The sequence below is a fragment of the Methylobacterium sp. 275MFSha3.1 genome (assembly GCF_900108435.1).
Classification (GTDB): domain Bacteria; phylum Pseudomonadota; class Alphaproteobacteria; order Rhizobiales; family Beijerinckiaceae; genus Methylobacterium.
In genome coordinates this window covers 56,383-79,638 of the sequence record NZ_FNWP01000004.1, presented here as the reverse complement: position 1 = coordinate 79,638, position 23,256 = coordinate 56,383, and the positions used below count along the sequence as shown (strand labels likewise).

The window sequence follows — 23,256 nt, the reverse complement described above, 5'->3', positions numbered from 1 at the left end:
CCCTCTACACGATGCCGGCGGACCTGTCGAAAGCCGAGCGCCGCCGCCCTGGCTGCCGGGCGCGCACGGGGCGGGGCCGGCGGTTTAACCGGGGCTGAACGGGCCGGTTCAGGGCCGGTTGCCCGGCCGCGTCCTAGAGCCGGACCGCCCCGCGGCCCCTGAGCCGCCGGGGCGGATCCCGTCTCGGAGAGAGCCGACATGACCCGAATCATCGCCCTCGCGGGCGTCGCGGCACTGCTGTCCGGCACCGTCGCCTTCGCGCAGGCCCCGCCGCCGCCGCCCGGCGGCCCGAGGCCCGGCCCCGAGGCCGGCGCGCCACCCCCGCCCCCCGGCGACCCGCGCCGCGGTCCCGGCCCGGACGGCCCCCCGCCGCCTCCGCCTCCGCCTCCGCCGTCGCGGGCTGCCCACATCGTGCTGGAGCGCGGCGACGTGCGGGTCGACGTGAAGTGCGCCGACGACGACACGACCAAGGCCTGCGCCGACGTCACCCTGCAGATGCTCGAGAAGCTCGGGACGTTCCGGCCCTGAGCTCGGCCTCCGCGCCCGCCGTGCCGGCGGCGGGCGCCCCTCGGGGGCGCGCTCTCCTGCGCGCTCTCCTGCGCGCGTCCTCAGGCGCGCGTGCCGGGCGCCTTGATGAGGCGGCAGCCGGTGATGCGCCACTGCCCGTCCGCGTCGCGGGCGAGGCTGTACTCGGCCGTCCAGTCGACGCCGTACTCGTCCTGGATCGCCACAGACTGGACCACGCCCGCCGGGTCCGTGTCCCGCGCCTCGCCGAACACGAAGCTGCGGTGGCGGTAGACCGGACGGTACTGGTTCCGGACCATGCCGATGAACAGGTCGGCATTCGGGAACAGCTCCCGGATCCCGGGCGCGGCCTGCTCGTAGGCGGTCTGCGCGTCGTCGCGGCCGAGCGCCTGCTCCTGCTTGGCGATGACCGCCCGGGCCGCCGCGCGCCCCGCCTCGTCGGCCGCCACCGGCCCCGCGAGACCGAGGACGAGGAGCAGGGCGGGCCACGCGCGCATCGCTGTCACTCCGGCAAGGTCAGGCAAGGTCCGGCAGGGTCGGACCGAGATCCGTCATCGTCACGGGAAGATGGTCTTCGCCACGCCCACGACAATGTTTGTGACCCTGCCGACAGTGATCGCCGCACCGTCACCGCATCGTGACCGATCATCGCGCCGCGCGGAAGCGCGGGCCGGCGGGAAGGCGCGGCCGGACGGGAAGCGCGCATGGGTTGGGCAGGCATCGCGCCCTGGTTGTGCAAGTCGCTGGAAAGATAGGCATTTTCGCGCCCGACGGGCGCCGCGGGTTTGACCCTCCGCGGCGGTTTTGCGAGCCTCCGCTTGCCGACTCGGTTCCGGCGGGGGACCGACCGGGCGGAGCGCGGGACGACGATGCAGAGCCACGCGGACGACAGCGCCGATGCCCGTCCGGCACAGGCCATGAGTGTCGGGGTGTTCATCCCCATCGGCAACAACGGCTGGCTGCTGTCGGAGAACGCCCCGCAGTACCGCCCGAGCTTCGCGCTCAACAAGGCGATCACCCTGAAGGCGGAGGGCTACGGGCTCGACTTCGCCCTGTCGATGATCAAGCTCCGCGGCTTCGGCGGCAAGACCGAGTTCTGGGACCACAACCTCGAATCCTTCACCCTGATGGCGGGGCTCGCCGCCGTCACCACCCGGATCCGGCTGTTCGCCACCGCGGCGACCCTGTGCCTGCCGCCCGCCATCGTGGCGCGCATGGCCGCGACCATCGATTCGATCTCCGACGGGCGCTTCGGCCTGAACCTCGTCACCGGCTGGCAGAAGCCGGAATACGACCAGATGGGCCTGTGGCCGGGCGACGACTACTTTGCCAAACGCTACGACTACCTGGCCGAGTACGCCCAGATCCTGCGCGACCTGTGGGAGACGGGCGCCAGCGACCGCAAGGGCACGTATTTCCAGATGAACGATTGCCGGCTGAGCCCCCGGCCGCAGGCGCCGGTGAAGATCATCTGCGCCGGCCAGAGCGGCGCCGGACTGGCCTTCACGGCGCAGTACGCCGACTACAATTTCTGTCTGGGCAAGGGGCTCAACACGCCGACCGCCTTCGCGCCCGTGGTGGAGACGCTCGCCGAGGCCGGCGCGCGGACCGGGCGGCGGGTGACCGCCTTCGCGCTGTTCATGATCATCGCCGACGAGACCGACGACGCCGCCATGGCGACCTGGGCGCACTACAAGGCGGGCGCGGATGCCGAGGCGATCGCGTGGCTCGGCGTCCAGGGCGCGGCCGACACCAAGTCCGGCAGCGACACCAACGTGCGCCAGCTCGCCGACCCGACCTCGGCGGTGAACCTCAACATGGGCACCCTGGTGGGCAGCTACGCCAGCGTGGCCGCGATGCTCGACGCCGTCATGACCATCGACGGCGTCGAGGGCGTGCTGCTCGTCTTCGACGATTTCCTCAAGGGCCTCGACGATTTCGGGACCCGGATCCAGCCCCTGATGCGGTCGCGCCGGCACGTGACGGCGGCGGCACTGCCCGAGGTCGCCTGATGGACCGCCCGATGGACCGCCCGATGGATTGCCAGATGGATCGCCCCGCCGGATTCCGCGACGCCCAGGGCCGGCACGGCGGCGTCGTCCTGCCGGCCCGCCCGGAGCCGATCGCCCTCGATCCCGCGACCACGGTCCTCATCGTGGTGGACGTCCAGAACGCCTACGCGAGCCCGGGCGGCTACCTCGACCGGGCCGGCTTCGACGTCTCGGGCACCGGCCCGGTGATCGCCCGGATCGCCCGGGCGGTGGCGGCGGCGCGATCCGCCGGCATCCCGGTCCTGTGGTTCCAGAACGGCTGGGACCCGGCCTATGTCGAGGCCGGTGGCCCGGGCTCGCCGAACTGGCACAAATCCAACGCCCTCAAGACGATGCGGCGGAATCCTGAAGCGAACGCGCAGCTGCTCGCCAAGGGATCCTGGGACTACGCGCTGGTGGACGCCCTGAGGCCGGAGCCCGGCGACATCGTGATGGGCAAGCCGCGCTACAGCGGCTTCTACAACACGCCCCTCGACAGCACCCTGCGGGCCCGGGGCGTGACCACGCTGGTCTTCACCGGCATCGCCACCAACGTCTGCGTCGAGTCGACGCTGCGGGACGGGTTCCACCGGGAGTATTTCGGGATCGTGCTGGCCGACGCCACGCACCAGGCGGGGCCGGAGAGCCTGCAGCACGCGGCGCTCGCCAACATCGAGACCTTCTTCGGCTGGGTCTCGGACGTCGCCGCCTTCGAGGCCGCCCTCGGGGCGTCCTCACACGCCGGGATCGATACATATGGCGGTACATCCGGCGGCGATCTGGCCGGATAAGTGCATCGCGCGCCCGGCCGGTGACCGGCAGGGTGCGCGAAGACCGCCGCGACGCGGCCTCCCGCGCGGCCTGCCCGGCCCGGCCGACAGGTCGCGCGCGGGAGGCGCAGGGAATGCCCAAGCAGGTCGTGATACCGCCGGGGACCGGCAAGCCGCTGGCCCCCTACGTGCCGGGCACCCTGGCCGACGGGATCCTGTACGTCTCGGGCACGCTGCCGCTCGATGCGGAGGCCAACGTGGTCCATGCCGGCGACGCGGCGGCCCAGACCCGCCACGTGCTGGAGACCATCCGGGGCGTGGTCGAGGCCGCGGGCGGCACGATGGACGACGTCACCTTCAACCACGTCTTCCTGGCGGACTGGGCCGACTACGCGGCGATCAACGCCGTCTACGCCGAGTATTTCCCGGGCGAGAAGCCCGCGCGCTACTGCATCCAGTGCGGCCTCGTGAAGCCCGAGGCCCGCGTGGAGATCGCCGCGATCGCCCATATCGGCCGCTGATGGGCCCGCTCCCCCACGCGGTGGCCGGCCCGGCGGGCGGGCGGCCGGTGCTGCTCTCGCCGGGCCTCGGCGGCGCGGCGAGCTACTTCGCGCCGCAGATGGCGGCCCTGACCGCGCGGTTCCGGGTCGTCACCTACGACCACCGCGGCACCGGGCGCTCGCCCGGCCGGCTCGCGCCGGACCACGACGTTCCCGCCATGGCGCGGGACGCGCTCGGGGTGCTGGACGCGGCCGGGATCGACCGGGCCGACGTGGTCGGCCACGCGCTCGGCGGCCTGATCGCCCTCCAGATGGCGCTGGACGCCCCCGGGCGGGTCGGGCGCCTCGTCGTGATCAACGGCTGGAACGCGATGGACCCGGCCACGCGCCGCTGCTTCGCGGCCCGCCGGGCGATCCTGGCCGGCGGCGGGCCGGAGGCCTACGTGCGGGCCCAGGCGATCTTCCTGTACCCGGCCCCCTGGCTCTCCGCGGAGGCCGACCGGGTCGAAGCCGACGCGGCGCAGGCCCTGGCGCATTTCCCCGGCGCCGAGACCGTGCTGACCCGCATCGCCGCCCTGGAGCGCTTCACCATCGCGGACCATCTCGGGGCGATCGGCCACGAGACCCTGGTCATGGCCGCCCGGGACGACGTGCTGGTGCCCTACACCCGGTCCGAGCGGCTGGCGGCGGCGCTGCCCAAGGCCCGGCTCGCCCTCGCCCCGGAGGGCGGCCACGCCCACAGCGTCACCCGGCCCGAGGCCTTCAACCGGGCGCTCCTGGAGTTCCTGGACCGGGACTGAGCGCCCGCTACGCCCGCAGCGCGATCATCGGCAGCACTACCGCGTCGAGGGCGGCGGCCAGCACCGGGAGCAGGGCCGGCCAGCGCAGGGCCGCCGCGGTGCCGATCCGCCCCCGGGCGAAGGCCAGGATCAGCATCGGCGCCAGCGGCAGCAGGTCCCGGGCCTGCATCCCCCCGAGGCCGCCCGCCGGGGCGAGGGCCTGCGGCAGCACCGCCAGCCAGAGGCCGAGCAGCGCGCAGCCCGAGAGCCACAGCCGCTCCGCGCGCGGGGGCAGGGGGCCGCGCCGCAGCGCGACGGGCGGCACCAGCAGCGCGGCGGCCCAGACCCCGGTGAGGAACCCGGGCAGCGGGACGGGCAGGGACACCAATCCGCCCCCCGCCGCGCCGGGGGGCGGAAGCCCGGGGCTCGCGGCCGGCAGCAGGGCCGGCAGGAAGGCCGGCAGGAGAGCCGGCAGCAGGGCGAGCGCGGCGAGCGGCAGCCGCTCCCGCCAGGCGCGGACGCGTCGCCCCGGGGGCGGGAACGGCACCAGCAGCATCCCCACGAGGGGCGCGCAGGCCGGCCGCGCCAGCACCACCAGGGCGATCGCCAGCGCCGCGCCGGCGCGGCGCGCCGATCCGTGCCGGCCCGTCATCGGCCGGGGGCTGAGCAGCGCGGCCGCGAGCGCCGCCAGCGCCAGGACGGGCCCGTCCGGTCCGGAGGCGGCCGCGAGCGAGGCCGGGAAGCACAGCAGCGCGAACAGCGCGGCCCGGCCCCGGGTCGCCAGGGCCAGGGCGGCGAGCCCCAGGCCCAGGAACGCCGCGATGCCGGCGAGCCGGCCGCCCACGGCGAGAGCGGAGGTGGACGGGGACTCGCCGGGCAGGCCGATCCAGGCCAGCGCGAGGCAGGCCGGGAAGCCGAGGCCCAGGAAGGCAAGGGCCCAGAACCGGCCGTCGCCGGTGATCGGCAGGCTCACGGCCCCGTCCGGGTCGCGCGGGCGGCCGGCCCCTGCGCGGACGGCGCGCGGAGGGCGCGCGGCATCGCCGGCCCGCTCAAGCGGCGGGCCGCGCGCGCGCGGCCCGCAGGAGGTCCGGCACGAGCCCCGGCAGCGCCGCGGCGAGGAGCCCCGCCGCCCGCAGGACCTCCGCGGCCTCCCGGGGGGAGCGGCGGGCGAGGGCCAGGGCGAGCCGCAGGGGCACCTGCGCGCCGAAGCTCGCCGCCGCCAGGGCGAGGGCCGTCGCGGCGCCGTGGTGCTTGCCGGCGTAGAGGATCTGGCTGCGCAGGAAGTAGAACAGCCGCCGCGCCCGCACCTGCCGGGTCGTGCCCTGGCCGACATGGCGGGCGACCGCCCCGGCCACGTGCCGCACCGCGAAGCCCGCCGCCCGGGCCCGTTCGCAGAGGTCGGCATCCTCCCAGTAGACGAAGAAGCGCGGGTCGAACCCGCCGAGGCTCCGGAACAGGTCGCGGCGGATCATCAGGAAGGCGCCCATCACCTGGTCGACGGCGCGGTCCTCCGCGTGGTCCCACTCCAGCAGGAAGTGCGGCCGCACGAGGCCGAGGCGGTCCAGCGCCAGGGCGCGGCCGAGGAGGCCCAGCGCCGAGGGCGCCCGGGCGCAGGAGCGCGCGGTCCGCCCGTCCGGGTCGACGAGCCGCGCGCCGACGATCCCGGTCCGCGGGTCGGCCGCCAGGGCGGCCAGGGCCACGCCGAGCGCGTCGGGCGCGACCTGCGTGTCCGGGTTCAGGAACAGGATCGCGGGGGCGTCGCCGGCGGAGGCGCCCTGGTCGCAGGCCCGGCCGAAGCCGAGATTCGCGGTGTTCTGGATCAGCCGCAGCGGGCGGGGCAGGGCGGGCAGGGTCTCGGTGGAGCCGTCCGTCGAGGCGTTGTCCACCACGGTGACCTGCACGGCCGCGGCGTCCCGCGCGGCCGCGAGGCTCGCGAGGCAGGCGCGCAGCAGGCCGCCGCCGTTCCAGTTGACGATCACGACGTCGAGGGCAGGGCGGTCGGTCACGGCAGGTCCCGGGGCAGGTCCCGGGGCAGGTCCCGGGGCAGGTCCCGGGGCGGCCCGAGGCGCCCGAGGGCGCCGTCGCGCGCGGCCGCGAGGAGCCTGAGCAGCACGGCGGGCCGGAAGCCCGAATCCGCCCAGTACAGCCCGGCCTGGAGCGGCAGATAGGCGGCCTGGGCGAGTTTCCAGCGCGGCGGCACGTGCGGCAGCCGCCACGCGTAGATCGCGTTGCGCAGGTAGGTCGCCATGCGGAACAGGGGCTGGCGCGGCATCGTGATCCCGAAGGCCCGGATCGTCCCGCCGCCGACGCGGTGCGGGATCGCGACGGCGTCGGCTCGGTAGCAGCCGTAGCCGAGGCTCCAGGCACGGAAGCACCATTCGAGCTCGACCCCGTCGATGAAGAAGTCGCCGCGGAACGGCCCGACCCGCGCGAAGGCGTCGAGGTCGACGAGCGAGCCCGAGGTCGCCAGGAACTGCACGGGAGCGAGGCCGTCGCGTGCCGGCGCGCCGGGACGGGGCGGGTAGGCCGGCGCCTTGTGGCCCGGTGCCGGCGCCGGGACCGGGCCCACCACCGCCGCCGGGATCCCGGCCTCCCGCAGCCGGTCCCGCGCCGCCAGCAGCGCGGCGGCGAGATCCGCGGGCGGCTCGGCGTCCTGGTCGAGGAGGAGGAGGGTCCCGCCCCCCGCGGCACGGGCGGCCGCCGCGATCCGGTTGAGCGCCTCGGCGATGCCGAGATTCGTGCCCGCCGACAGCAGGGTCACGCCGGCCCGGGCGAGCTGGTCGGCCGTCCCGACCGGGAGGCCGCCATTGTCGAAGGCGATCACCGCGGCGTCGCCGGCCGAGGCCAGGGCCCGGACGCGCGCCACCTGGTCCGGCCGCGGCCGGAACAGGGTGATCCCGAGGACGAGGCTGCCGAGCCGCGGGTCGGGCACCGGCCGCGTCCCGGTGACGGGTCCGGTGATGGGTCCGGTGACGGGCGCGGGACGGCCCGTCACGCCCGCTCCACCGCGGCGGTCGCCGCCTCCAGGGCCGCCGTGATGGCGGCGGCCTGCTCGGCGCTGAGCGGGCCGCGGGCGAGCCGCATCTGCAGGGCGAGCTTCAGCCCCTCCTTGGCGCGCACGACCGAGGGCGGGGGACCGTCGCCCCGGGCGGCCTCGGCCTCCGCCATCCGGGCGAGGATCGCCTCGAGGGTCGAGCGGTTGCCGTCCAGGAAGGCCTGCCCCTCGGGCGTGATCGCGTGCAGCCGCTTGGTGCCCTCCCCGGGGGTCACCGTGACGTGGCCGAGTTCCTCCAGGAGGGTCAGCGTCGGGTAGACGGTCCCGGGGCTCGGGCTGTAGGCGCCGCCGACCCGCTCCTCGATCGCCTTGATGATCTCGTAGCCATGGCGCGGCTTCTCGGCGATCAGGTGGAGGATGACGAGGCGCAGGTCGCCGTGGGCGAAGAAGCGCGCGAGGTCGCCGCGGCCGCCGCGGCCGAACATCCGGCGGTCGCCGGGACCGCGACCCGGGTGGCCGTGGGGCCCGTGCCGTCCGCGGGGGTCGCCGCCCATCGGCCCGCGATGGGCGCGGACGCGGAAGGCGTCGAAGGGATCGGTGTGCAGGCCGTCCGAGACATAGGGATGCATGGAGACGACTCGATTTCGATATGACGAATTTTCAGATATATCGAAATACGGTCGACAGCAAGGCCCCTCCGCCGGTCCGCGGCGTGGCCCGCGGCGCGGACGCCGGCGGCGCCCCGCGGTTTACGGATTCGGCCGGTTCCGCTAGTGCGACTTGTGTCCGACAGGACGATCGCTCCCGCGCCGCCTCGCGCCTCCGACGCTGCCCGCCAGCTGCCGCCCATGACCCGATCAGAGCCCCGCGCCTCGACGGCGCCCGCCCGGCGGGCGGCCGATGGATCCCGCGCCCCGTGACGGCCCGCGGCGAACGCCCCTCCGCAGAGTCCTGAGATGCGCCGCGACTCCGACGGGACCGGCCGGATCTCGGCCCTGACGCGGATGCGACGCCGCCTCGGCCGGCTGCGCGACCCGCTGGCCACGCCGGCGGCGCTGCACCGACGCTGGGCGGGCGCCGCGACCGGCGCGGATCTCGAGGCGCGCCTGATCGCCGCCCTGGCCCCGCACTTTGACACGGGGTTCTACGCGAGCTGGTACGGGATCACGGCCGACCCAGTGCGCGACTACCTCGTCCACGGCTGGCGCGCGGGCCGCGACCCGCGCCCCGACTTCGACTCCGCCGCCTACCTCGCCGCCCATCCCCACCTCGCCCGCGCCGGCATCAACCCGCTCCTGCACGCCCTCGCGCGCCGCCGCGCCGGACGTGGCGGGGCCGGCGGGGAGGGGGAGGCGGCCGCCCTGCCGAAGCCCGACACGGCCGAGGCCCACCGCCTCGCCCGCCGCCTCGTCGACGGCGCCTTCTACCTCGCCGGCAACCCCGACCTCGCCGCCGCCGGCGTCGACCCGGTCGACCACTACATGGCCTCCGGCTGGCGCGAGGGCCGCGAGCCGGCGCCGCACTTCGACACCCTGGCCTACTGCCTCAGCCGCGGGATCACCTTCGCCACCCGGAACCCGCTGGTCCACTACGTCCTCCACGGCGGACCGGCCCGCCCCGACCCGGAGGCCGCGCTCGCGCTGCGGATCGAGACCCTCGCCCCCTACTTCGACGCCGCCCATTACCGGCAGCGCCTGCCCGGACCGCAGGCCGAGGCGCTGGCCGATGCCTCGGACACGGCGCTGCTGCGCCACTACGTGGCGGAGGGCTGGCGGGCGCGGATCGGCCCGCGGCCGGACTTCGACCCGGCCGGCTACGTGCAGGCGCGGGCCGGCAGCCGGGCGGTCGCGGACGACCCGTTCTTCCGCTACGTCGCCGAGACCCGGCTGACGGGGGCCGAGCCGTTCGCGGAGCCGCACCGGCTGAACCTGCCGGCGGTGGACGCGGCGTGGTACCGGGCGACCTATCCGGACGTGGGCGGGCGCGAGCCGTTCCTGCACTTCGCCGAGGCGGGCTGGCGGGAGCTGCGCGATCCCGGCCCGGGGCGCTCGACGCTGGCGGCGCTGCTGCGGGTCTGCGGGCTGCGGCCGGCGCGGGCGCCGGTCGAGGACCCGGGCTGGCTCGGGGCGATCGGGCAGGAGACCCTCGAGCGGGACGCGTTCCTGGACCTGCAGGCGCGGCTGGTGGCGGGGCATTTCGACCACGGCTTCTACCGGGCGCGCTACGGCCTGTCGGAGGCGGAGGACGCGGTGCGCGACTACTGCGACACCGGCTGGCGCGCGGGCCGCAACCCCAGGCCCGACTTCGACGGGCAGGCCTACGCCGACGCGCATCCCGGGATGCGCGAGACGGGCCTCGCGCCCCTCGTCCACCGCCTCGCCACGGCGCTGATGCACGGGACCGACATCGCGGCCGGTGCCTTCCACCCCCGCTACGGCACGCCGGATTCGCGGGAGGCGGCGCTGGCCGACGAGGCCCGGACGGTCGCGCCGTTCTTCGACGCCGCCTTCTACGCCAAGCGCAACCCCGACGCCGCCGACGCCCCGCTCGCCCACTTCGTCGCCTACGGGCAGCACGAGGGCCGGGACCCGAGCAAGGCCTTCTCGATCGCGTTCTACCGGGAGACCTACGGGCACCTGCTGGGTCCCGGGGAGTCGCCGTTCCTGCACTACGTGCGCACCGGCCGGGCCGCCGGGCTGATGGGCTGCCCCGAGGATCTCGGCACCTACCCGCCCATGGAGGCCCCGGCCGCCGACGAATGGGACCGCCTGCCCCGGGCCCTGCCCATCGCGCAGGCCCAAGTCGTCGTCATCGTCCCCGTCTACAAGGGCCGCGGCGAGACCCTGCGCGCCCTCCACGCCTGCCTGTCGGCGCCCCAGGCCACCCCCTTCACCCTGCTCGCCGTCAACGACCGCTCCCCCGACCCGCAGCTCACCGCAGACCTCGCCGCCCTCGCCGGCCGCGGCCTGTTCCACCTCGTCGAGAACGAGCACAACCTCGGCTTCGTCCGCTCGGTCAACCGCGCCCTCGGCCTGCGCCAGGGCCGCGCCGTCGTCCTGCTCAACTCCGACGCTGAAGTCTTCGGCAACTGGCTCGACCGCCTCGTCGCCCACGCCGAACCGCAGGCAGACCCTCAGGCCGGGTCCGGCGGGGAGGCAGAGGCTGGGGCAGAGGCCGGGGCAGGGATGGGCGCGGGGCTGCCCGTGGGCAGCGTCACGCCCCTGTCCAACAACGCCACGATCTGCTCCTACCCGCGCTTCAACGCCAACAACACCATGCCGCTCGAGATCGCCCGGCCCAACCTCGACCGCGTGGCCGCGCAGGTCAACCGCGGCCGCGCCGTGCCCGTGCCCACCGGCGTCGGCTTCTGCATGTACATGACCGCCGCCGCCCTCGACGCCGTCGGCGACCTCGACGCCGAGGCCTTCGGCAAGGGCTACGGCGAGGAGAACGACTGGTGCCTGCGCGCCACCAAGGCCGGCTTCGTCAACCTGCTCGCCGAGGACGTGTTCGTCCACCATGCCGGCCAGATCTCGTTCGGGCTCGACGCGGGCGGCGAGTACGACCAGGGCCAGGCGGCGCTGCTCGCCAAGCACCCCGACTACCCGGCGCGCGTCGGCCAGTTCGTCCAGGCCGATCCCGGCCGGCGCGGGCGGGCGCGGCTCGACCGGGCGCGGCTGGCCCGGCACTTCGCCGGCCGGGCGCTGCTCTACGTGACGCACAGCTGGGGCGGGGGCATCCAGCGGCACATCGACGACATGGTCGCGCAGGCCCGGGCCGAGAGCCTGAGCGTGGTGCTGCTGCAGATCGACCGGACCCGCAACCTCGAGGTCCACGTCTCGTATCGCGGCCCCGAGTTCCTGTACCTGCCCAACCTCGACAGCCTGTACCTGCCGCGCGACGCGGCCGAGCTCGCGGAGTTCGTCGGGCAGCTGGCGCCGGTTCTGATCCACGTGCACTCGCTGGCGGGGCTGCGCTGGGCGGCGGCGCGGGCGCTGATGGCGGTGGTGGCGGGCTCGGGGCGGCCCTACGCGTGGACGCTGCACGACTACTCGCCGGTGTGCCACCGCAACCATCTGGTGCAGCCGGACGGGCGCTACTGCGGCCTGGCGCCGGTCAGCGAGTGCCGGTCGTGCCTGGCGGTGGACGCGGACGGGTTCGAGGAGCCGGATCCGGGCGAGCGGCGGGCGGCGTTCGGGGCGTTCCTGGCGGGCGCCGCGCGGGTGTTCGCGCCGTCCTCCGACACGGCGGCCCGGATCCGGACGGTGTACCCGGATCTGTCGGTCACGGTGCGGCCGCACGTCGAGCCGGAGCGGTCGGTGCGCTCGACCGCCCTCCAGCGGCCCGGCCGAATCCGCCGCGTCGCCGTGCTCGGCGCGATCAGCGCCACGAAGGGCGGCCTGTTCCTGCAGGCGCTCGCCACCGACGCGCGGGACCGCGACCTGCCGCTGCACTTCGCGATCGTGGGCTACTCGGACCCGGCCCTGGCGATCGGCCTGGAGCGCGTCGGGGTCGCCCAGACCGGGCGCTATTCCGGGGACCACGAGGCCCTGGACCTGGTCTGGCGGCTCTCGGCCGACCTCGTGCTGCTGCCGGCGATCTGGCCCGAGACCTACTCGTACGCGCTGACCCTGGCGCTGCGCACCGGCCTGCCGGTGGCGGCCTTCGACCTCGGCGCGCCGGCCGAGCGGCTGCGCGCCTACCCGAACGGGCACCTGCTCCCCGGCGCGCTGGCCACCGATCCGGCCGCCTTCAACGACCGCCTGCTCGCCATCGACGTCTCGGCCGCGGGCCGGCTCACCGTGCCGATCCGGGCCGCCACCTACGGCGACCTGATGGGCGACTATTACGGCCTGGACCCGGCGCCGGCCGGGACCGGGCACCCCAGCGACGAGGACGCCGCATGATCTCCGTCAACGAGGACATGAAGCAGGAGATGCTGCGCCGCGGCATCTCGGTGCTGCACCCGGCCCCGTTCGGCCTACCGGAGGATTGCGTCTTCGAGCCGCCGTGCAGCATCAAGTGGATGGGCGTCGATTACTGCCTCACCATGGGGGCGTTCTCGTACGCGGTCAGCGGCTACTATTTCGGGGCCGACATCGCCCGCTACTGCTCGATCGGCGAGAGCGTCCAGGTCGGGCGCGGCAGCCACCCGGTCCAGTGCGGCTCGACCTCGCCGCTGTTCTACACGCACCACTCGGCCGTGTTCGACCGCATCGACCCGCGGGCGGAGGATTACGAGATCTCCGGCCCGTATCTCTGGCCCAAGCGCGTGCGCATCGGCAACGACGTCTATATCGGCCACGGCGCCTTCCTGATGCCCGACATCACGATCGGCGACGGGGCGGTGATCGGCGCCATGGCGGTGGTGACCAAGGACGTGCCGCCCTACGCGATCGTGGCCGGCAGCCCCGCCCGGATCGTGAAGATGCGCTTCCCGGACGCGCTGATCGAGCGCTACCTGAAGGTGCAATGGTGGCGCTACGCCTTCTGGGACCTGCGCCAGTGCTCGATCACCGACCCGGAGCGGTTCATCGACGCCGTCGAGGAGCGGATCGCCGGGGGCATGCAGGAATACCGGCCGGAGCTGATCCCGATCCGGTCGCTGGTGCCGGGCGCCTGAGCCCAGGCACCTGAGCCCAGGCACCTGAGGCCGGGCGCCCGCCGCGCGCCCGGCGCGCCGGGGCGGCACGCTCAGCCCGCCAGCACCCGCGCCGCCGCGTCGCCCAGCGCCCGCACGCCGAGGGCGAGGTCGGCGTCGCTGGTATCCTCCGCCCAGTGGTGGCTGATGCCGCCGATCGAGGGCACGAACAGCATCGCGGCCGGCAGGATCCGGGCGACGTTCTGGGCGTCGTGCCCGGCCCCCGACGGCATCACCTGCCACCCGCCGGGGCAGACGCTCTCGGCCGCCTCCGAGAGGGCGCGCATCAGGGCCGGGTCGCAGGGGGCGGGGATCGCCTTGGCCAGGGCCGTCAGCGTGGCCGGGCAGCGCTCGCGCCGGTTCGAGTCCCGCACCAGCGCCTCCAGGCAGGCCTCCATCCGCTCCAGCACGGGCATCGCCACGTCGCGGAACTGGAAATACACCTCGGCCCGCCCCGGGATGATGCTGAAGCCGCCGGGATCCAGGGTGATCCGTCCCGTGGTCCAGGTGCTGCGCGGCCCGCAGACCTTCGGGAATTCCCGGTCGATCGCCGCGAGCAGCCGCACCGCCGAGAGACCCGCGTCCCGGCGCTCCGCCATGGTGGTGCCGCCCGCGTGGTCCTGGTTGCCGGCGAAGTCGATCCGGAACTGCCAGATCGCCACGATGCCGCTCACCACGCCGAGATGCAGGCCTGCGGATTCGAGCTGCGTGCCCTGCTCGATGTGCATCTCGAGGAAGCCGCGGTAGCGGTCCGGGTCGAGCCGCGTCCGGGGCAGGCCGGCGAGGCCGGCGCTCGCGAGCGCGGCGCGGAGCGGCGTGCCGTCGGTGCGGTTGCGGGCCTCGTCGATCTCGGCCTCGGTCAGGTCGCCGATCGCCGAGCGGCTGCCCAGGAAGCCCCCCGAGAAGTGCCCCTCCTCGTCCGCGAAGGCGACGACGTCGACGGGCAGCCCGGCGCGGGCCAGCGCGACCCCGGCCACGACGCCCAGCGCCCCGTCGAGCCAGCCGGCCTCGTTCTGCGTCTCGATGTGGCTGCCGACCAGCAGGTGCGGGCCCGGCCCGCGGTGGCGCCCGAGCACGTTGCCGATCCCGTCGATGGAGGCCTCCAGGCCGCAGGCCTCGAGCCGGGCCATCAGCCAGCGCCGGGATTCCATGTCGTCGGCCGAGAAGGTCGGCCGGTGGACGCCGGTGCGGAACCGGCCGATCTCGCGCAGTTCGTACAGGTCGGCCAGGAAGGCCCGGGTGTCGATCGCGGTCATGGTGAGCCCAGGCGGTGAGGCCAAGTGTTGAGGCCGAGTGAGGCGGCCACGTGAGGAGGCCTCCGGCGGTGCAAGCCCCGTGCGGCCCGCTATTCCGCCGCCGCAGGTCTCGAGGCCGCGCCCTGCGCGCCACCCCGCGCATCGCCCGCCGCGCCCTCCGCCGCGCCCTCCAGCCAGGCGGCGAGATCGGCCCGGGCCCGGTCGGTGAGCGCGCGCTTCTTCAGCGCCGCCTTCTCGGGTCCGCGCAGGCGCCGGCCGGTCTCGTTGCGGGGGGCCCGCTCGAGCGGCGGGAACAGGCCGAAATTCACGTTCATCGGCTGGAACGAGCGCGGGGCGTTGGCCTCCCCGTCCGCCATCAGGTGGCCGCCGGTGATGTGGGCGATGAGCGCGCCGAGGGCCGTGCTCTGGGGCAGGGGGGCGAGGGGGGCGCCGGCCGCCTCCGCGACGGCGAAGCGGCCGGCCATCAGCCCGACCGCGGCGCTCTCGACGTAGCCCTCGCAGCCGGTGATCTGCCCGGCGAAGCGCAAGGTCGGACGGGCCCGCAGCCGGAGGGTGGCGTCGAGGAGGCGCGGGCTGTCGAGGTAGGTGTTGCGGTGCAGGCCGCCGAGGCGGGCGAACTCGGCCCGCTCCAGGCCGGGGATCATGCGGAAGACCCGCACCTGCTCGGCGTAGGTCAGCTTCGTCTGGAAGCCGACCATGTTGTACAGGGTGCCCAGCGCGTTGTCCTGGCGCAGCTGCACGATCGCGCAGGGCTTGACCAGCGGGTCGCGGGGATTGGTGAGCCCCACGGGCTTCATCGGCCCGTGGCGCAGCGTCTCGGGGCCGCGCTCGGCCATGACCTCGACGGGCAGGCAGCCGTCGAAATAGGGCGTGCCCTCCCACTGCTTGAACCCGATCTTCTCGCCCGCCACGAGGGCGGCCACGAAGGCGTCGTACTGCTCCCGGGTCATCGGGCAGTTGAGGTAGTCCGCGCCCGTGCCGCCGGGTCCCGGCTTGTCGTAGCGGGACTGGAACCACGCCACGTCCATGTCGATCGAGTCGCGGTGGACGATCGGCGCGATCGCGTCGAAGAAGGCCAGCGACTCGGCGCCGGTGAGCCCGCGGATGCCCTCGGCCAGCGCCGGCGCGGTGAGCGGGCCGGTGGCGACGATGCAGGGCCCCCATTCCTCCGGCGGCAGGCCCTCGACCTCCCCGCGGACGAGGGTGACGTTCGGGTGCTGCTCCAGGGCCCGGGTCACCGCGGCGGAGAAGCCCTCGCGGTCGACCGCCAGCGCCCCGCCCGCCGGCACCTGGTTGGCGTCGGCCGCCCGCATGATCAGCGAGCTCAAGGAGCGCATCTCCTGGTGCAGCAGCCCGACGGCGTTGCCCTCCGGGTCGTCCGACCGGAACGAGTTGGAGCAGACGAGCTCGGCCAGCCCGTCGGTCCGGTGCGCCTCGGTGCCGCGCACCGGGCGCATCTCGTGGATCACGGCGCGATGCCCGGCTTCGGCTACCTGCCAGGCGGCCTCGGATCCGGCGAGGCCGCCGCCGACGATGTGGATGGTCTGTGTCATGTCCGAGAATAGCGAAGGACCGCCGTCCGGATCAACGGGCGGCGGTCCTTCGAGGCGTTCGTCTCGGGCGCTGTGACGCGGACGCGGGGATCAGACGCGGGCGACGCCGCGGATCTCGCTGCGGTTGATGCCGAGATCGGCAAGATCGCGGTCCGACAGGCGGGACAGCTGGGTGACGGTGTCGCGGTACCGGAGATAGGCGCGGACGCGGCTCAGGACGCTACGGGCGGCGGACATGGTGTGCTGTGACCTCTGCTCGGGCAGACGATGGCGCCCCATTGCGCATCGCTGCCTCTTGTTGGTGCAACGCACATATAATCGCGCCGCAGCGCAGCAGGAGTCGCAAGGTCAAGCACCAGACCTGCGAAAATCGCATAACCGGCTTAAGAAACCGGCAAGGTTTCCGGATGGTCATTCTTTGTGCGCATGCAGGGCGAAGAAGGGCCTTCCGCACGCGCGAAGGGCGCCCCGCCGGTCGGCGGGACGCCCTGCATGCCGTCTGACGAACTCGGACGGGGGCTCAGTAGAACGGGCGCGGCCCGTAGAAGCCGTAGGGCCGGTAGAAGGGCCGCGGCCGGTAGTAACCGCCGTACCCGCCGTAATAGACCGGGCGCCGCCAGTAGCCGTAGGGCCGAGGGCCCCAGTTCGGCCGGCAGATGCCCCACGGATTGGGATGGAAGCCGGGGCCGCAGCCCCCGGCCGCCTCGGCAGACCCCGCGAGCCCGAGGCCGCCGGCGATCGCGGCGGCCATCACGAGTGCCTTCGCGCGCGGTGCGCTCAGAATCGTCATGACTGGATCTCCTCAACGTTTCCGGCGGATCGGGAGCCGGTCGTTCGAGATTCGGTCCCGCCACCTGAACCGTCGCTGAGCCGTAGGTTGTGTCCGGTACAGGCCCGCGACGGCGCCGCGGCAACGCCGCTCGGAGCGCGAAGGTTGCACGCTCCGGGTCGCGGGCTCAGTGCAGCGAGGGCGTGCGCAGGAACCGCTCCCGATCCCCGGAGACGAGGGCGAGCTTCACGCCGCGCCCCTCCCGGCGGATCGTGAGGGGGACCCGCACCCCGGCCTCGCCCAGGGCCCAGACGCTCCGGAACAGGGCGGCGAGGTCGGCCACCGGCTCGCCGGCCACCGCCTCGATCACGTCGCCGGCCTGGAGGCCGCCGGTCTCGGCCGGGCCGTTATCGGCGAGGCCCATCACGACGATGCCCTCCTCGCTCTCGGTGGCGTAGAGGCCGAGCCAGGGGCGGGGCGGCCGGTCGGCCCGCCCGCGCGTGGCGAGGTCCTCGAGGATCGGCGTCAGCAGATCGATGGGCACGACCATGTTGATCGGCCGCGCCGCGCCGCCGCCGCCCTGCTGCAGCTGCAGCGAGCCGATGCCCAGCAGGTCGCCCTGGGGGCCGATCAGCGCGGTCCCGCCCCAGTGCGGGTGCGCGGGGGCGGTGAACAGGGCCTCGTCGAGGACGTACTCCCAGTAGCCGGCGAATTCCTGCCGGGCCACGACCTCGACGGCGACGCAGCGCTGGCGCCCGCCCGCCCCGGCCAGCACGGCCCGGTCGCCGGTCTTGAGTCCGGCCGAGTGGCCGAGCGGGAGGGCCGGCACGCCGAGATCGCCGAGCGCCTGGACCAGGCCGAAGCCCGTGGCGGCGTCGAAGCCGAGGACGTGGCCGGGCACCGAGCGGCCGTCCCGGGTGGTGAGCCAGACGCTCTCGGCCTCGGTGACGAGGTAGCCGATGGTGAGCACCAGCCCGTCCTCGCGGATCACCACGCCGTTGCCGGCGCGCTCGGTGCCGAGCGTCTCGGCCGTGAACGCGCTGTCCGGGATCCGCGCCGACAGGGCCAGGACCGCGGAGAGCGCCCGGTCGAGGTCGTAGCCGTAATCCGCGGGCCTGGGCTGGGCCTGCGCGGGGATCTTCCACTCGCCCTGCGTCGCCATGACAATCCTTCGGCTCGTCCGCCTGCGCTCCGGTCGGCCCCGGAGCCGCGCCATCGGCACACCATAGGATGTCCGCGCCGCCCGCGTCACCCGCGGCCGGCTGCGACCCGTGGCACGGGCCCGCCCGGGGCGGCCGGCTGCGGCCCGCCGCGGCACCGGCACAAAGAAAAACCGCCCGGCGGAGCCGGGCGGCGCGCCGTCCCGGAGGACGGCCTGTCGGAGATCCGGGAGCCCCCGCCGCGCGGCGGCGGGGAGCCCGGTGTCTCGGAAGGATCTCAGTACTTGCGGACCAGCGGCGCCGGGACCGGCGCGGCGGCCGGGGTCGGCGAGTAGAGCGGCACGATGAACCGGATCCAGCCGTCGGTGGAGTAGTTGTCGCGGGTGCGGCCGAACGCGTTGGTGTACTGCGCGCCGGTCACGACGTCGCGGGCAACGTAGGCCTGGACGGTGAAGATCTTGAAGTCGTAGCCGATGAGACCGCCGAGGGCGAACCGGCCACGGTTCCCGGCCGCGGCGCTGGCCTGGCTGATGTCGAAGTTGTAGGTGCCGTAGGCGATCGGGCCGATCTCGAAGTTGCCGAACTTCTTGGTCGCCGTGAGGTCGAAGTTCAGGGCGTCCGACAGGCGGATCGGGCCGATGGCGGCGCCGACCTGGCCGGGGAAGCGGCCGGGCGAGTCGTAGATGTTGGCGGTCAGGTTGGCGGTGATGTTCCAGCCGTCACCCGTGTAGCTGCCGGCGATGCCGAAGCGGTAGGTGTTGGAGGAGAGCTGCGGCAGGACCGGGGTGGCCGTCGTGCCGTTCGCGGTGATGATCGAGCCGCGGTCGCCGTTCAGGTCGTTCAGGTAGGCGCCGCCGAGCAAGCTGACGCCGAAGTTGTTGCCGAGGTCGAAGGCCCAGATGCCGCCGACGAAGGTGCCGACGTTGATCGAGATGTCCTTGTTGCGCACGCCCGCCGGGTTGCGGGTGAAGGCGAACACGGTCGGGGGCGCCACGAGCAGCTCGACGCGGCCGCCGAACGGCACGAACGGGGTCGACCAGACCAGGACCGGGATGTTGACGGCCGTGTCGGGCGAGTTCGGCGCGTCGGTGCGGCGATAGGTGAACGTGTTGATCGCGTAGAGGCCTTCCGGCAGCGGCGCGCCGACGGCGAGGCCGACCTGCTCACCGGGAACCGTCGTGGTCTGCGCCTGCGCGATCGTCGAGGTCATGCCGACCGTGAGCGCGACCGTGCCGGCCGCGAGCCAGTTCTTCATCATTTTCTCATTCCTTCCCAAGGTCATACGGCGTCCGTCCCGCATTCGGCACTTCCCTGCCGGTCTGCTCGCCTATCGCGGCTGCCGGCTTCGGACCTGCCGAGCGCCCCCACGGAGCCTGCCCGTCTCAACGTCTGCGACTATTCTACAGAGACCTGCGGAAAGACAGTGGAATGCTCGCCGAAACGCCACAACCGGCCGAACCGTTGCGCAAAAGCCGCATTTTTGCGGCGATGCAACACTGTCCACAGACCCTGCTCGGATCGCGGTTTCGGCAAAATATCGTTGAACGGTCAAGCTGTTGCCGGCCCGGGCCGCGGGAGAATCCGGCAAAGGCGGGAAGGTGATCGGGCAGGCCGCCGGTCCGGACGCGCGGGCCGGGATCCGGCTCCGAGCCGGTCGGCGGCGGGTCCGGAGCCGGATCCGGCCGCTCGAATCACCGTCCGCGGGCGCGGGGTCCGGCCGAGACCCGGCAGAAACTGCCGCGCCGGCCCGGGAGCGGGTGATCCGTCGCGTCGGACCCGCGCCCGCACTGCAGGGGCGGGGGCGCGTCCGGCACGGTCGCCGGTGCGTGCGATGCCCGCCCCCGGACGGTCCGCCCCCCTCCGCCGCCGCGCTACTCCGCGGCGCGACCGCGGCTCGCGGGTGAGGCGGGCCGCCGCTCCAGCACCTCGCGCAGGAACCGGCCGGTATGGCTGGCCTTGGCGCGGGCGATCTCTTCCGGCGTGCCCTGCGCCACCACCCGGCCGCCGCCGTCGCCGCCCTCGGGACCCATGTCGATCACCCAGTCGGCGGTCTTGATCACTTCGAGGTTGTGCTCGATCACCACCACGGTGTTGCCCTGGTCGACCAGCTCGTGGAGCACCTCCATGAGCTTGGCGACGTCGTGGAAGTGCAGGCCGGTGGTCGGCTCGTCGAGGATGTAGAGGGTGCGGCCGGTGGCGCGCTTCGACAGCTCCTTGGAGAGCTTCACGCGCTGCGCCTCGCCCCCCGACAGGGTGGTGGCCTGCTGGCCGACATGGACGTAGTGCAGGCCGACCCGCTTCAGGGTCTCGAGCTTGTCGCGGATCGCCGGCACCGCCTTGAACAGCTCGGCCGCCTCCTCGACGGTGGAGTCGAGCACGTCGGCGATGGACTTGCCCCGGTACTTCACCTCCAGGGTCTCGCGGTCGTAGCGCTTGCCCTTGCAGACGTCGCAGGTGACGTAGACGTCCGGCAGGAAGTGCATCTCGATCTTGATGACGCCGTCGCCCGAGCAGGCCTCGCAGCGCCCGCCCTTGACGTTGAACGAGAAGCGCCCGGGCTGGTAGCCCCGCGCCTTGGCCTCGGGCAGGCCCGCGAACCAGTCGCGGATCGGCGTGAAGGCGCCGATATAGGTGGCGGGGTTCGAGCGCGGCGTGCGGCCGATCGGCGACTGGTCGATGTCGATGACCTTGTCGAGGTGCTCCAGCCCCTCCAGCCGCCCGTAGGGGGCCGGGTGCTCCAGGGCACCGTTCAGCTTCTTGGCGATGGCCTTGTAGAGGGTGTCGATCACCAGGGTGGACTTGCCGCCCCCCGAGACGCCGGTGATGCACGTGAAGGTGCCGAGCGGGATCTCGACGTCCACGTCCTTGAGATTGTTGCCCCGCGCGCCGAACAGGCCGAGCTTGCCCTTCCGGCCCTTGCGGCGGGCGGTCGGGGTGCGCACCGCCATCGCGCCCGTGAGATACTTGGCGGTGAGCGAGGCGGGGTTCGCCAGCACCTCCGCGGGGGTGCCCTGCGCGATGATCTCGCCGCCGTGGATGCCGGCGCCCGGGCCGACATCGACCACGTAATCGGCCTGCAGGATCGCGTCCTCGTCGTGCTCGACCACGATCACCGAGTTGCCGAGGTCGCGCAGGCGCTTGAGCGTGCCGAGCAGCCGCTCGTTGTCGCGCTGGTGCAGGCCGATCGAGGGCTCGTCCAGCACGTAGAGCACGCCGGTCAGGCCGGAGCCGATCTGCGAGGCGAGGCGGATGCGCTGGCTCTCGCCGCCCGAGAGCGAGCCGGAGCCGCGGGCGAGCGTCAGGTATTCCAGGCCGACATCCACCAGGAAGCTCAGCCGGTCGCGGATCTCTTTCAGGATCCGGACCGCGATCTCGTTCTGCTTCGCGGTCAGCTTCCCGGGCAGGTCCGAGAACCACCGGTGCGCCTCGGAGACCGAGAGGGCGGTCACGTCGGCGATGTCCGCCATGGCGACCTTCACGGCCAGAGCCTCGGGCTTCAGCCGCTTGCCGCCGCAGGCGGCGCAGGGCGTCTCGCTCATGAAGCGCCCGATCTCCTCGCGCACGGCGTCCGAGTCGCTCTCCTTGTAGCGGCGCTCCAGGTTCGGGATCACGCCCTCGAAGGGCTTGTTGACCGTGTACTTGCGCAAGCCGTCGTCGTAGGCGAAGCGCACCGCCTGCTTGCCCGAGCCGTAGAGCACGATGGCGCGGGCCGTCTCCGACAGGCTCTGCCAGGGGACGCCCGTCTTGAAGCCGAAATGCTCGGCGAGCGCCTCGAGCGTCTGGCCGTAATAGGGCGAGGTCGACTTCGCCCAGGGGCCGACCGCGCCGCGCTTCAGGCTTAAGCCAGGGTCGGAGATCACCAGCTCGGGATCGATCCGCATCTCGTGGCCGATGCCGCTGCAGGTCGGGCAGGCGCCGAACGGGTTGTTGAACGAGAACAGCCGCGGCTCGATCTCCGCGATGGTGAAGCCCGAGACCGGGCAGGCGAAGCGCGACGAGAAGGTGACGGTCCGCGGCGCCTCGCCCTCGGGGGCGTCGGCGAACACGATCTCGGCGACGCCGTCGGCGAGTTCCAGCGCGGTCTCGAAGGACTCGGCCAGCCGCGAGCCGATATCGGCCCGGACCACGATCCGGTCCACCACCACGTCGATGTCGTGCTTGAACTTCTTGTCGAGCTTCGGGACATCGTCGATGGCGTAGTATTCGCCGTTCACGCGCAGCCGCTGGAAGCCTTTCTTCTGATATTCGGCGATCTCCTTGCGGTACTCGCCCTTCCGCCCGCGGACCACGGGCGCCAGCAGGTAGAGCCGGGTCTTCTCCGGCAGCTCCAGCACCCGGTCGACCATCTGCTGGACGGTCTGGCTCTCGATCGGCAGGCCGGTGGCCGGCGAGTAGGGGATGCCGACCCGCGCCCAGAGCAGGCGCATGTAGTCGTAGATCTCGGTCACCGTCCCCACGGTCGAGCGGGGGTTCTTCGAGGTGGTCTTCTGCTCGATCGAGATCGCCGGCGACAGCCCGTCGATCTGGTCGACGTCGGGCTTGGACATCATCTCCAGGAACTGGCGGGCATAGGCCGAGAGCGACTCGACGTAGCGGCGCTGCCCCTCCGCGTAGATCGTGTCGAAGGCGAGCGACGACTTGCCCGAGCCCGAGAGCCCGGTGAAGACCACGAGCTTGTCCCGCGGGATGGTCAGGTCGACGTTCTTGAGATTGTGCTCCCGGGCGCCGCGGATCGCGATGACCCGCCGGTCCTCGACGGGGGCCGGCGCGGCGTCGAACAGGGCCTCCAGCTTGGCGTCGATGGCGGCTTCGTTCCGCGCGCCGGGGGGGCTGGATTTCGCGCGAACCGGCTTGGACTCGGGCGCCTTGGACTGGGGCGCCTTGGCCGTCGCCGGGGCTTTCGGAGCCGTCTTGGAAGGCGCTTTGGCGGCAGCTTTCGGTGCGGCTTGGGCAGCACCGACGCGGCTTGCGGCACGACTTCCAGCTTGGGCTTTGGCCATGAGGGCGGCGGTCTTTCGAGGCGTCGACCGAGGCATCGACGAAGTCGGACGGATTCGCGCGCGGGCCAGCCGCCGCTCCGGCTCATGTCGAGCCCGAGGGGGCCCGCGGCAAGATGCGGCCGGCGGGACGCAGGCCCGTCATGCGCCGCCCTTGCTAGAACGAAACGCGTACGTCGGCAACCGCTCGGTGAACGCGCGACCGTCTTCGCGAGCGCAGCGAAGCGATGACGCGGTGGAGCCAGCGGCCGCGATCGGAGTCCGGTGGCCCCAGCTTCGCC

19 protein-coding genes are annotated in these 23,256 nt (G+C 73.7%); 7 read left to right on the top strand and 12 right to left on the bottom strand.

The features are described 5' to 3' along the window. The first annotated feature begins 198 nt into the window (after positions 1-198). On the top strand, positions 199-528 hold the full coding sequence (locus BLW78_RS05395; protein ID WP_091677346.1) for a hypothetical protein: 330 nt from the start codon (positions 199-201) through the stop codon (positions 526-528). Positions 529-608: 80 nt separating this feature from the next. Here BLW78_RS05395 and BLW78_RS05390 read toward each other — a convergent pair whose 3' ends face one another. Continuing rightward, positions 609-1,022, bottom strand: coding sequence for a DUF4864 domain-containing protein (locus tag BLW78_RS05390; protein ID WP_091677343.1), 414 nt, complete (start codon positions 1,020-1,022; stop codon positions 609-611). Between the two features lie 420 nt (positions 1,023-1,442). On the opposite strand from BLW78_RS05390, the gene rutA reads away from it, so the two are divergent. The 4 genes from rutA (at position 1,443) to rutD (ending at position 4,625) form a co-directional block, all read left to right on the top strand. After that, positions 1,443-2,537 carry a pyrimidine utilization protein A gene (rutA, locus tag BLW78_RS05385; RefSeq protein WP_091677692.1) on the top strand — a complete coding sequence of 365 codons (1,095 nt, stop codon included), beginning with the start codon at positions 1,443-1,445 and terminating at the stop codon, positions 2,535-2,537. Positions 2,538-2,560: 23 nt separating this feature from the next. After that, positions 2,561-3,346 (top strand): pyrimidine utilization protein B, encoded by a 786-nt coding sequence (gene rutB, locus BLW78_RS05380; protein ID WP_280142450.1) that lies wholly within the window; start codon positions 2,561-2,563, stop codon positions 3,344-3,346. A gap of 113 nt (positions 3,347-3,459) precedes the next feature. After that, positions 3,460-3,846 carry a pyrimidine utilization protein C gene (gene rutC, locus BLW78_RS05375; protein ID WP_020093352.1) on the top strand — a complete coding sequence of 129 codons (387 nt, stop codon included), beginning with the start codon at positions 3,460-3,462 and terminating at the stop codon, positions 3,844-3,846. Continuing rightward, positions 3,843-4,625, top strand: coding sequence for a pyrimidine utilization protein D (gene rutD / locus BLW78_RS05370; protein ID WP_170855103.1), 783 nt, complete (start codon positions 3,843-3,845; stop codon positions 4,623-4,625). The genes rutC and rutD overlap by 4 nt, the downstream gene beginning before the upstream one ends. A gap of 7 nt (positions 4,626-4,632) precedes the next feature. Here rutD and BLW78_RS05365 read toward each other — a convergent pair whose 3' ends face one another. The 4 genes from BLW78_RS05365 to BLW78_RS05350 all read right to left on the bottom strand — a co-directional run bounded on the left by BLW78_RS05365 (position 4,633) and on the right by BLW78_RS05350 (position 8,228). Next, positions 4,633-5,577: a DUF2142 domain-containing protein gene (locus tag BLW78_RS05365; RefSeq protein ID WP_091677335.1), complete on the bottom strand. Its 945-nt coding sequence runs from the start codon at positions 5,575-5,577 to the stop codon at positions 4,633-4,635. A 76-nt stretch (positions 5,578-5,653) separates the two neighbouring features. After that, on the bottom strand, positions 5,654-6,610 hold the full coding sequence (locus BLW78_RS05360; RefSeq protein WP_091677332.1) for a glycosyltransferase family 2 protein: 957 nt from the start codon (positions 6,608-6,610) through the stop codon (positions 5,654-5,656). After that, positions 6,607-7,599 (bottom strand): glycosyltransferase family protein, encoded by a 993-nt coding sequence (locus tag BLW78_RS05355; RefSeq protein WP_170855095.1) that lies wholly within the window; start codon positions 7,597-7,599, stop codon positions 6,607-6,609. Before BLW78_RS05355 ends, BLW78_RS05360 begins: the two co-directional genes overlap by 4 nt. Continuing rightward, on the bottom strand, positions 7,596-8,228 hold the full coding sequence (locus BLW78_RS05350; RefSeq protein ID WP_091677330.1) for a PadR family transcriptional regulator: 633 nt from the start codon (positions 8,226-8,228) through the stop codon (positions 7,596-7,598). The genes BLW78_RS05355 and BLW78_RS05350 overlap by 4 nt, the downstream gene beginning before the upstream one ends. A gap of 327 nt (positions 8,229-8,555) precedes the next feature. On the opposite strand from BLW78_RS05350, the gene BLW78_RS05345 reads away from it, so the two are divergent. Then, entirely contained in the window at positions 8,556-12,506 is a 3,951-nt protein-coding gene (locus BLW78_RS05345) for a glycosyltransferase (protein WP_091677327.1), read from the top strand. Then, positions 12,503-13,222 (top strand): CatB-related O-acetyltransferase, encoded by a 720-nt coding sequence (locus BLW78_RS31990; protein WP_091677325.1) that lies wholly within the window; start codon positions 12,503-12,505, stop codon positions 13,220-13,222. Before BLW78_RS05345 ends, BLW78_RS31990 begins: the two co-directional genes overlap by 4 nt. 71 nt (positions 13,223-13,293) lie before the next feature. On the opposite strand, the gene BLW78_RS05335 is transcribed toward BLW78_RS31990, so the two are convergent. The 7 genes from BLW78_RS05335 to uvrA all read right to left on the bottom strand — a co-directional run bounded on the left by BLW78_RS05335 (position 13,294) and on the right by uvrA (position 22,978). Then, positions 13,294-14,496, bottom strand: a complete 1,203-nt coding sequence (locus tag BLW78_RS05335) for a Zn-dependent hydrolase (protein WP_091677322.1) — start codon at positions 14,494-14,496, stop codon at positions 13,294-13,296. A gap of 89 nt (positions 14,497-14,585) precedes the next feature. After that, the gene (gene trmFO, locus BLW78_RS05330) at positions 14,586-16,049 is read right to left on the bottom strand and encodes a methylenetetrahydrofolate--tRNA-(uracil(54)-C(5))-methyltransferase (FADH(2)-oxidizing) TrmFO (protein ID WP_091677319.1); all 1,464 of its coding nucleotides are present in this window, start codon (positions 16,047-16,049) and stop codon (positions 14,586-14,588) included. 90 nt (positions 16,050-16,139) lie between these two features. Further along, the gene (locus tag BLW78_RS05325) at positions 16,140-16,286 is read right to left on the bottom strand and encodes a DUF1127 domain-containing protein (protein ID WP_020095497.1); all 147 of its coding nucleotides are present in this window, start codon (positions 16,284-16,286) and stop codon (positions 16,140-16,142) included. 283 nt (positions 16,287-16,569) lie between these two features. Continuing rightward, positions 16,570-16,839, bottom strand: a complete 270-nt coding sequence (locus BLW78_RS05320) for a GCG_CRPN prefix-to-repeats domain-containing protein (protein ID WP_020095498.1) — start codon at positions 16,837-16,839, stop codon at positions 16,570-16,572. A gap of 166 nt (positions 16,840-17,005) precedes the next feature. Next, positions 17,006-17,980 (bottom strand): S1C family serine protease, encoded by a 975-nt coding sequence (locus BLW78_RS05315; protein ID WP_020095499.1) that lies wholly within the window; start codon positions 17,978-17,980, stop codon positions 17,006-17,008. Between the two features lie 275 nt (positions 17,981-18,255). After that, positions 18,256-19,236: a transporter gene (locus BLW78_RS05310; RefSeq protein ID WP_020095500.1), complete on the bottom strand. Its 981-nt coding sequence runs from the start codon at positions 19,234-19,236 to the stop codon at positions 18,256-18,258. A gap of 613 nt (positions 19,237-19,849) precedes the next feature. Further along, positions 19,850-22,978 (bottom strand): excinuclease ABC subunit UvrA, encoded by a 3,129-nt coding sequence (gene uvrA, locus BLW78_RS05305; protein WP_091677316.1) that lies wholly within the window; start codon positions 22,976-22,978, stop codon positions 19,850-19,852. Positions 22,979-23,256: the final 278 nt, after the last annotated feature.

Bases quoted from the DNA above. Each gene is read 5' to 3' on its own strand.
- BLW78_RS05325 (WP_020095497.1), bottom strand. From the start codon at position 16,286: ATGTCCGCCGCCCGTAGCGTCCTGAGCCGCGTCCGCGCCTATCTCCGG.
- rutC (WP_020093352.1), top strand. From the start codon at position 3,460: ATGCCCAAGCAGGTCGTGATACCGCCGGGGACCGGCAAGCCGCTGGCC.
- BLW78_RS31990 (WP_091677325.1), top strand. From the start codon at position 12,503: ATGATCTCCGTCAACGAGGACATGAAGCAGGAGATGCTGCGCCGCGGC.
- uvrA (WP_091677316.1), bottom strand. From the start codon at position 22,978: ATGGCCAAAGCCCAAGCTGGAAGTCGTGCCGCAAGCCGCGTCGGTGCT.
- BLW78_RS05310 (WP_020095500.1), bottom strand. From the start codon at position 19,236: ATGATGAAGAACTGGCTCGCGGCCGGCACGGTCGCGCTCACGGTCGGC.
- rutB (WP_280142450.1), top strand. From the start codon at position 2,561: ATGGATTGCCAGATGGATCGCCCCGCCGGATTCCGCGACGCCCAGGGC.
- BLW78_RS05395 (WP_091677346.1), top strand. From the start codon at position 199: ATGACCCGAATCATCGCCCTCGCGGGCGTCGCGGCACTGCTGTCCGGC.
- BLW78_RS05335 (WP_091677322.1), bottom strand. From the start codon at position 14,496: ATGACCGCGATCGACACCCGGGCCTTCCTGGCCGACCTGTACGAACTG.
- BLW78_RS05345 (WP_091677327.1), top strand. From the start codon at position 8,556: ATGCGCCGCGACTCCGACGGGACCGGCCGGATCTCGGCCCTGACGCGG.
- rutA (WP_091677692.1), top strand. From the start codon at position 1,443: ATGAGTGTCGGGGTGTTCATCCCCATCGGCAACAACGGCTGGCTGCTG.
- BLW78_RS05350 (WP_091677330.1), bottom strand. From the start codon at position 8,228: ATGCATCCCTATGTCTCGGACGGCCTGCACACCGATCCCTTCGACGCC.
- BLW78_RS05390 (WP_091677343.1), bottom strand. From the start codon at position 1,022: ATGCGCGCGTGGCCCGCCCTGCTCCTCGTCCTCGGTCTCGCGGGGCCG.
- BLW78_RS05320 (WP_020095498.1), bottom strand. From the start codon at position 16,839: ATGACGATTCTGAGCGCACCGCGCGCGAAGGCACTCGTGATGGCCGCC.
- BLW78_RS05315 (WP_020095499.1), bottom strand. From the start codon at position 17,980: ATGGCGACGCAGGGCGAGTGGAAGATCCCCGCGCAGGCCCAGCCCAGG.
- trmFO (WP_091677319.1), bottom strand. From the start codon at position 16,049: ATGACACAGACCATCCACATCGTCGGCGGCGGCCTCGCCGGATCCGAG.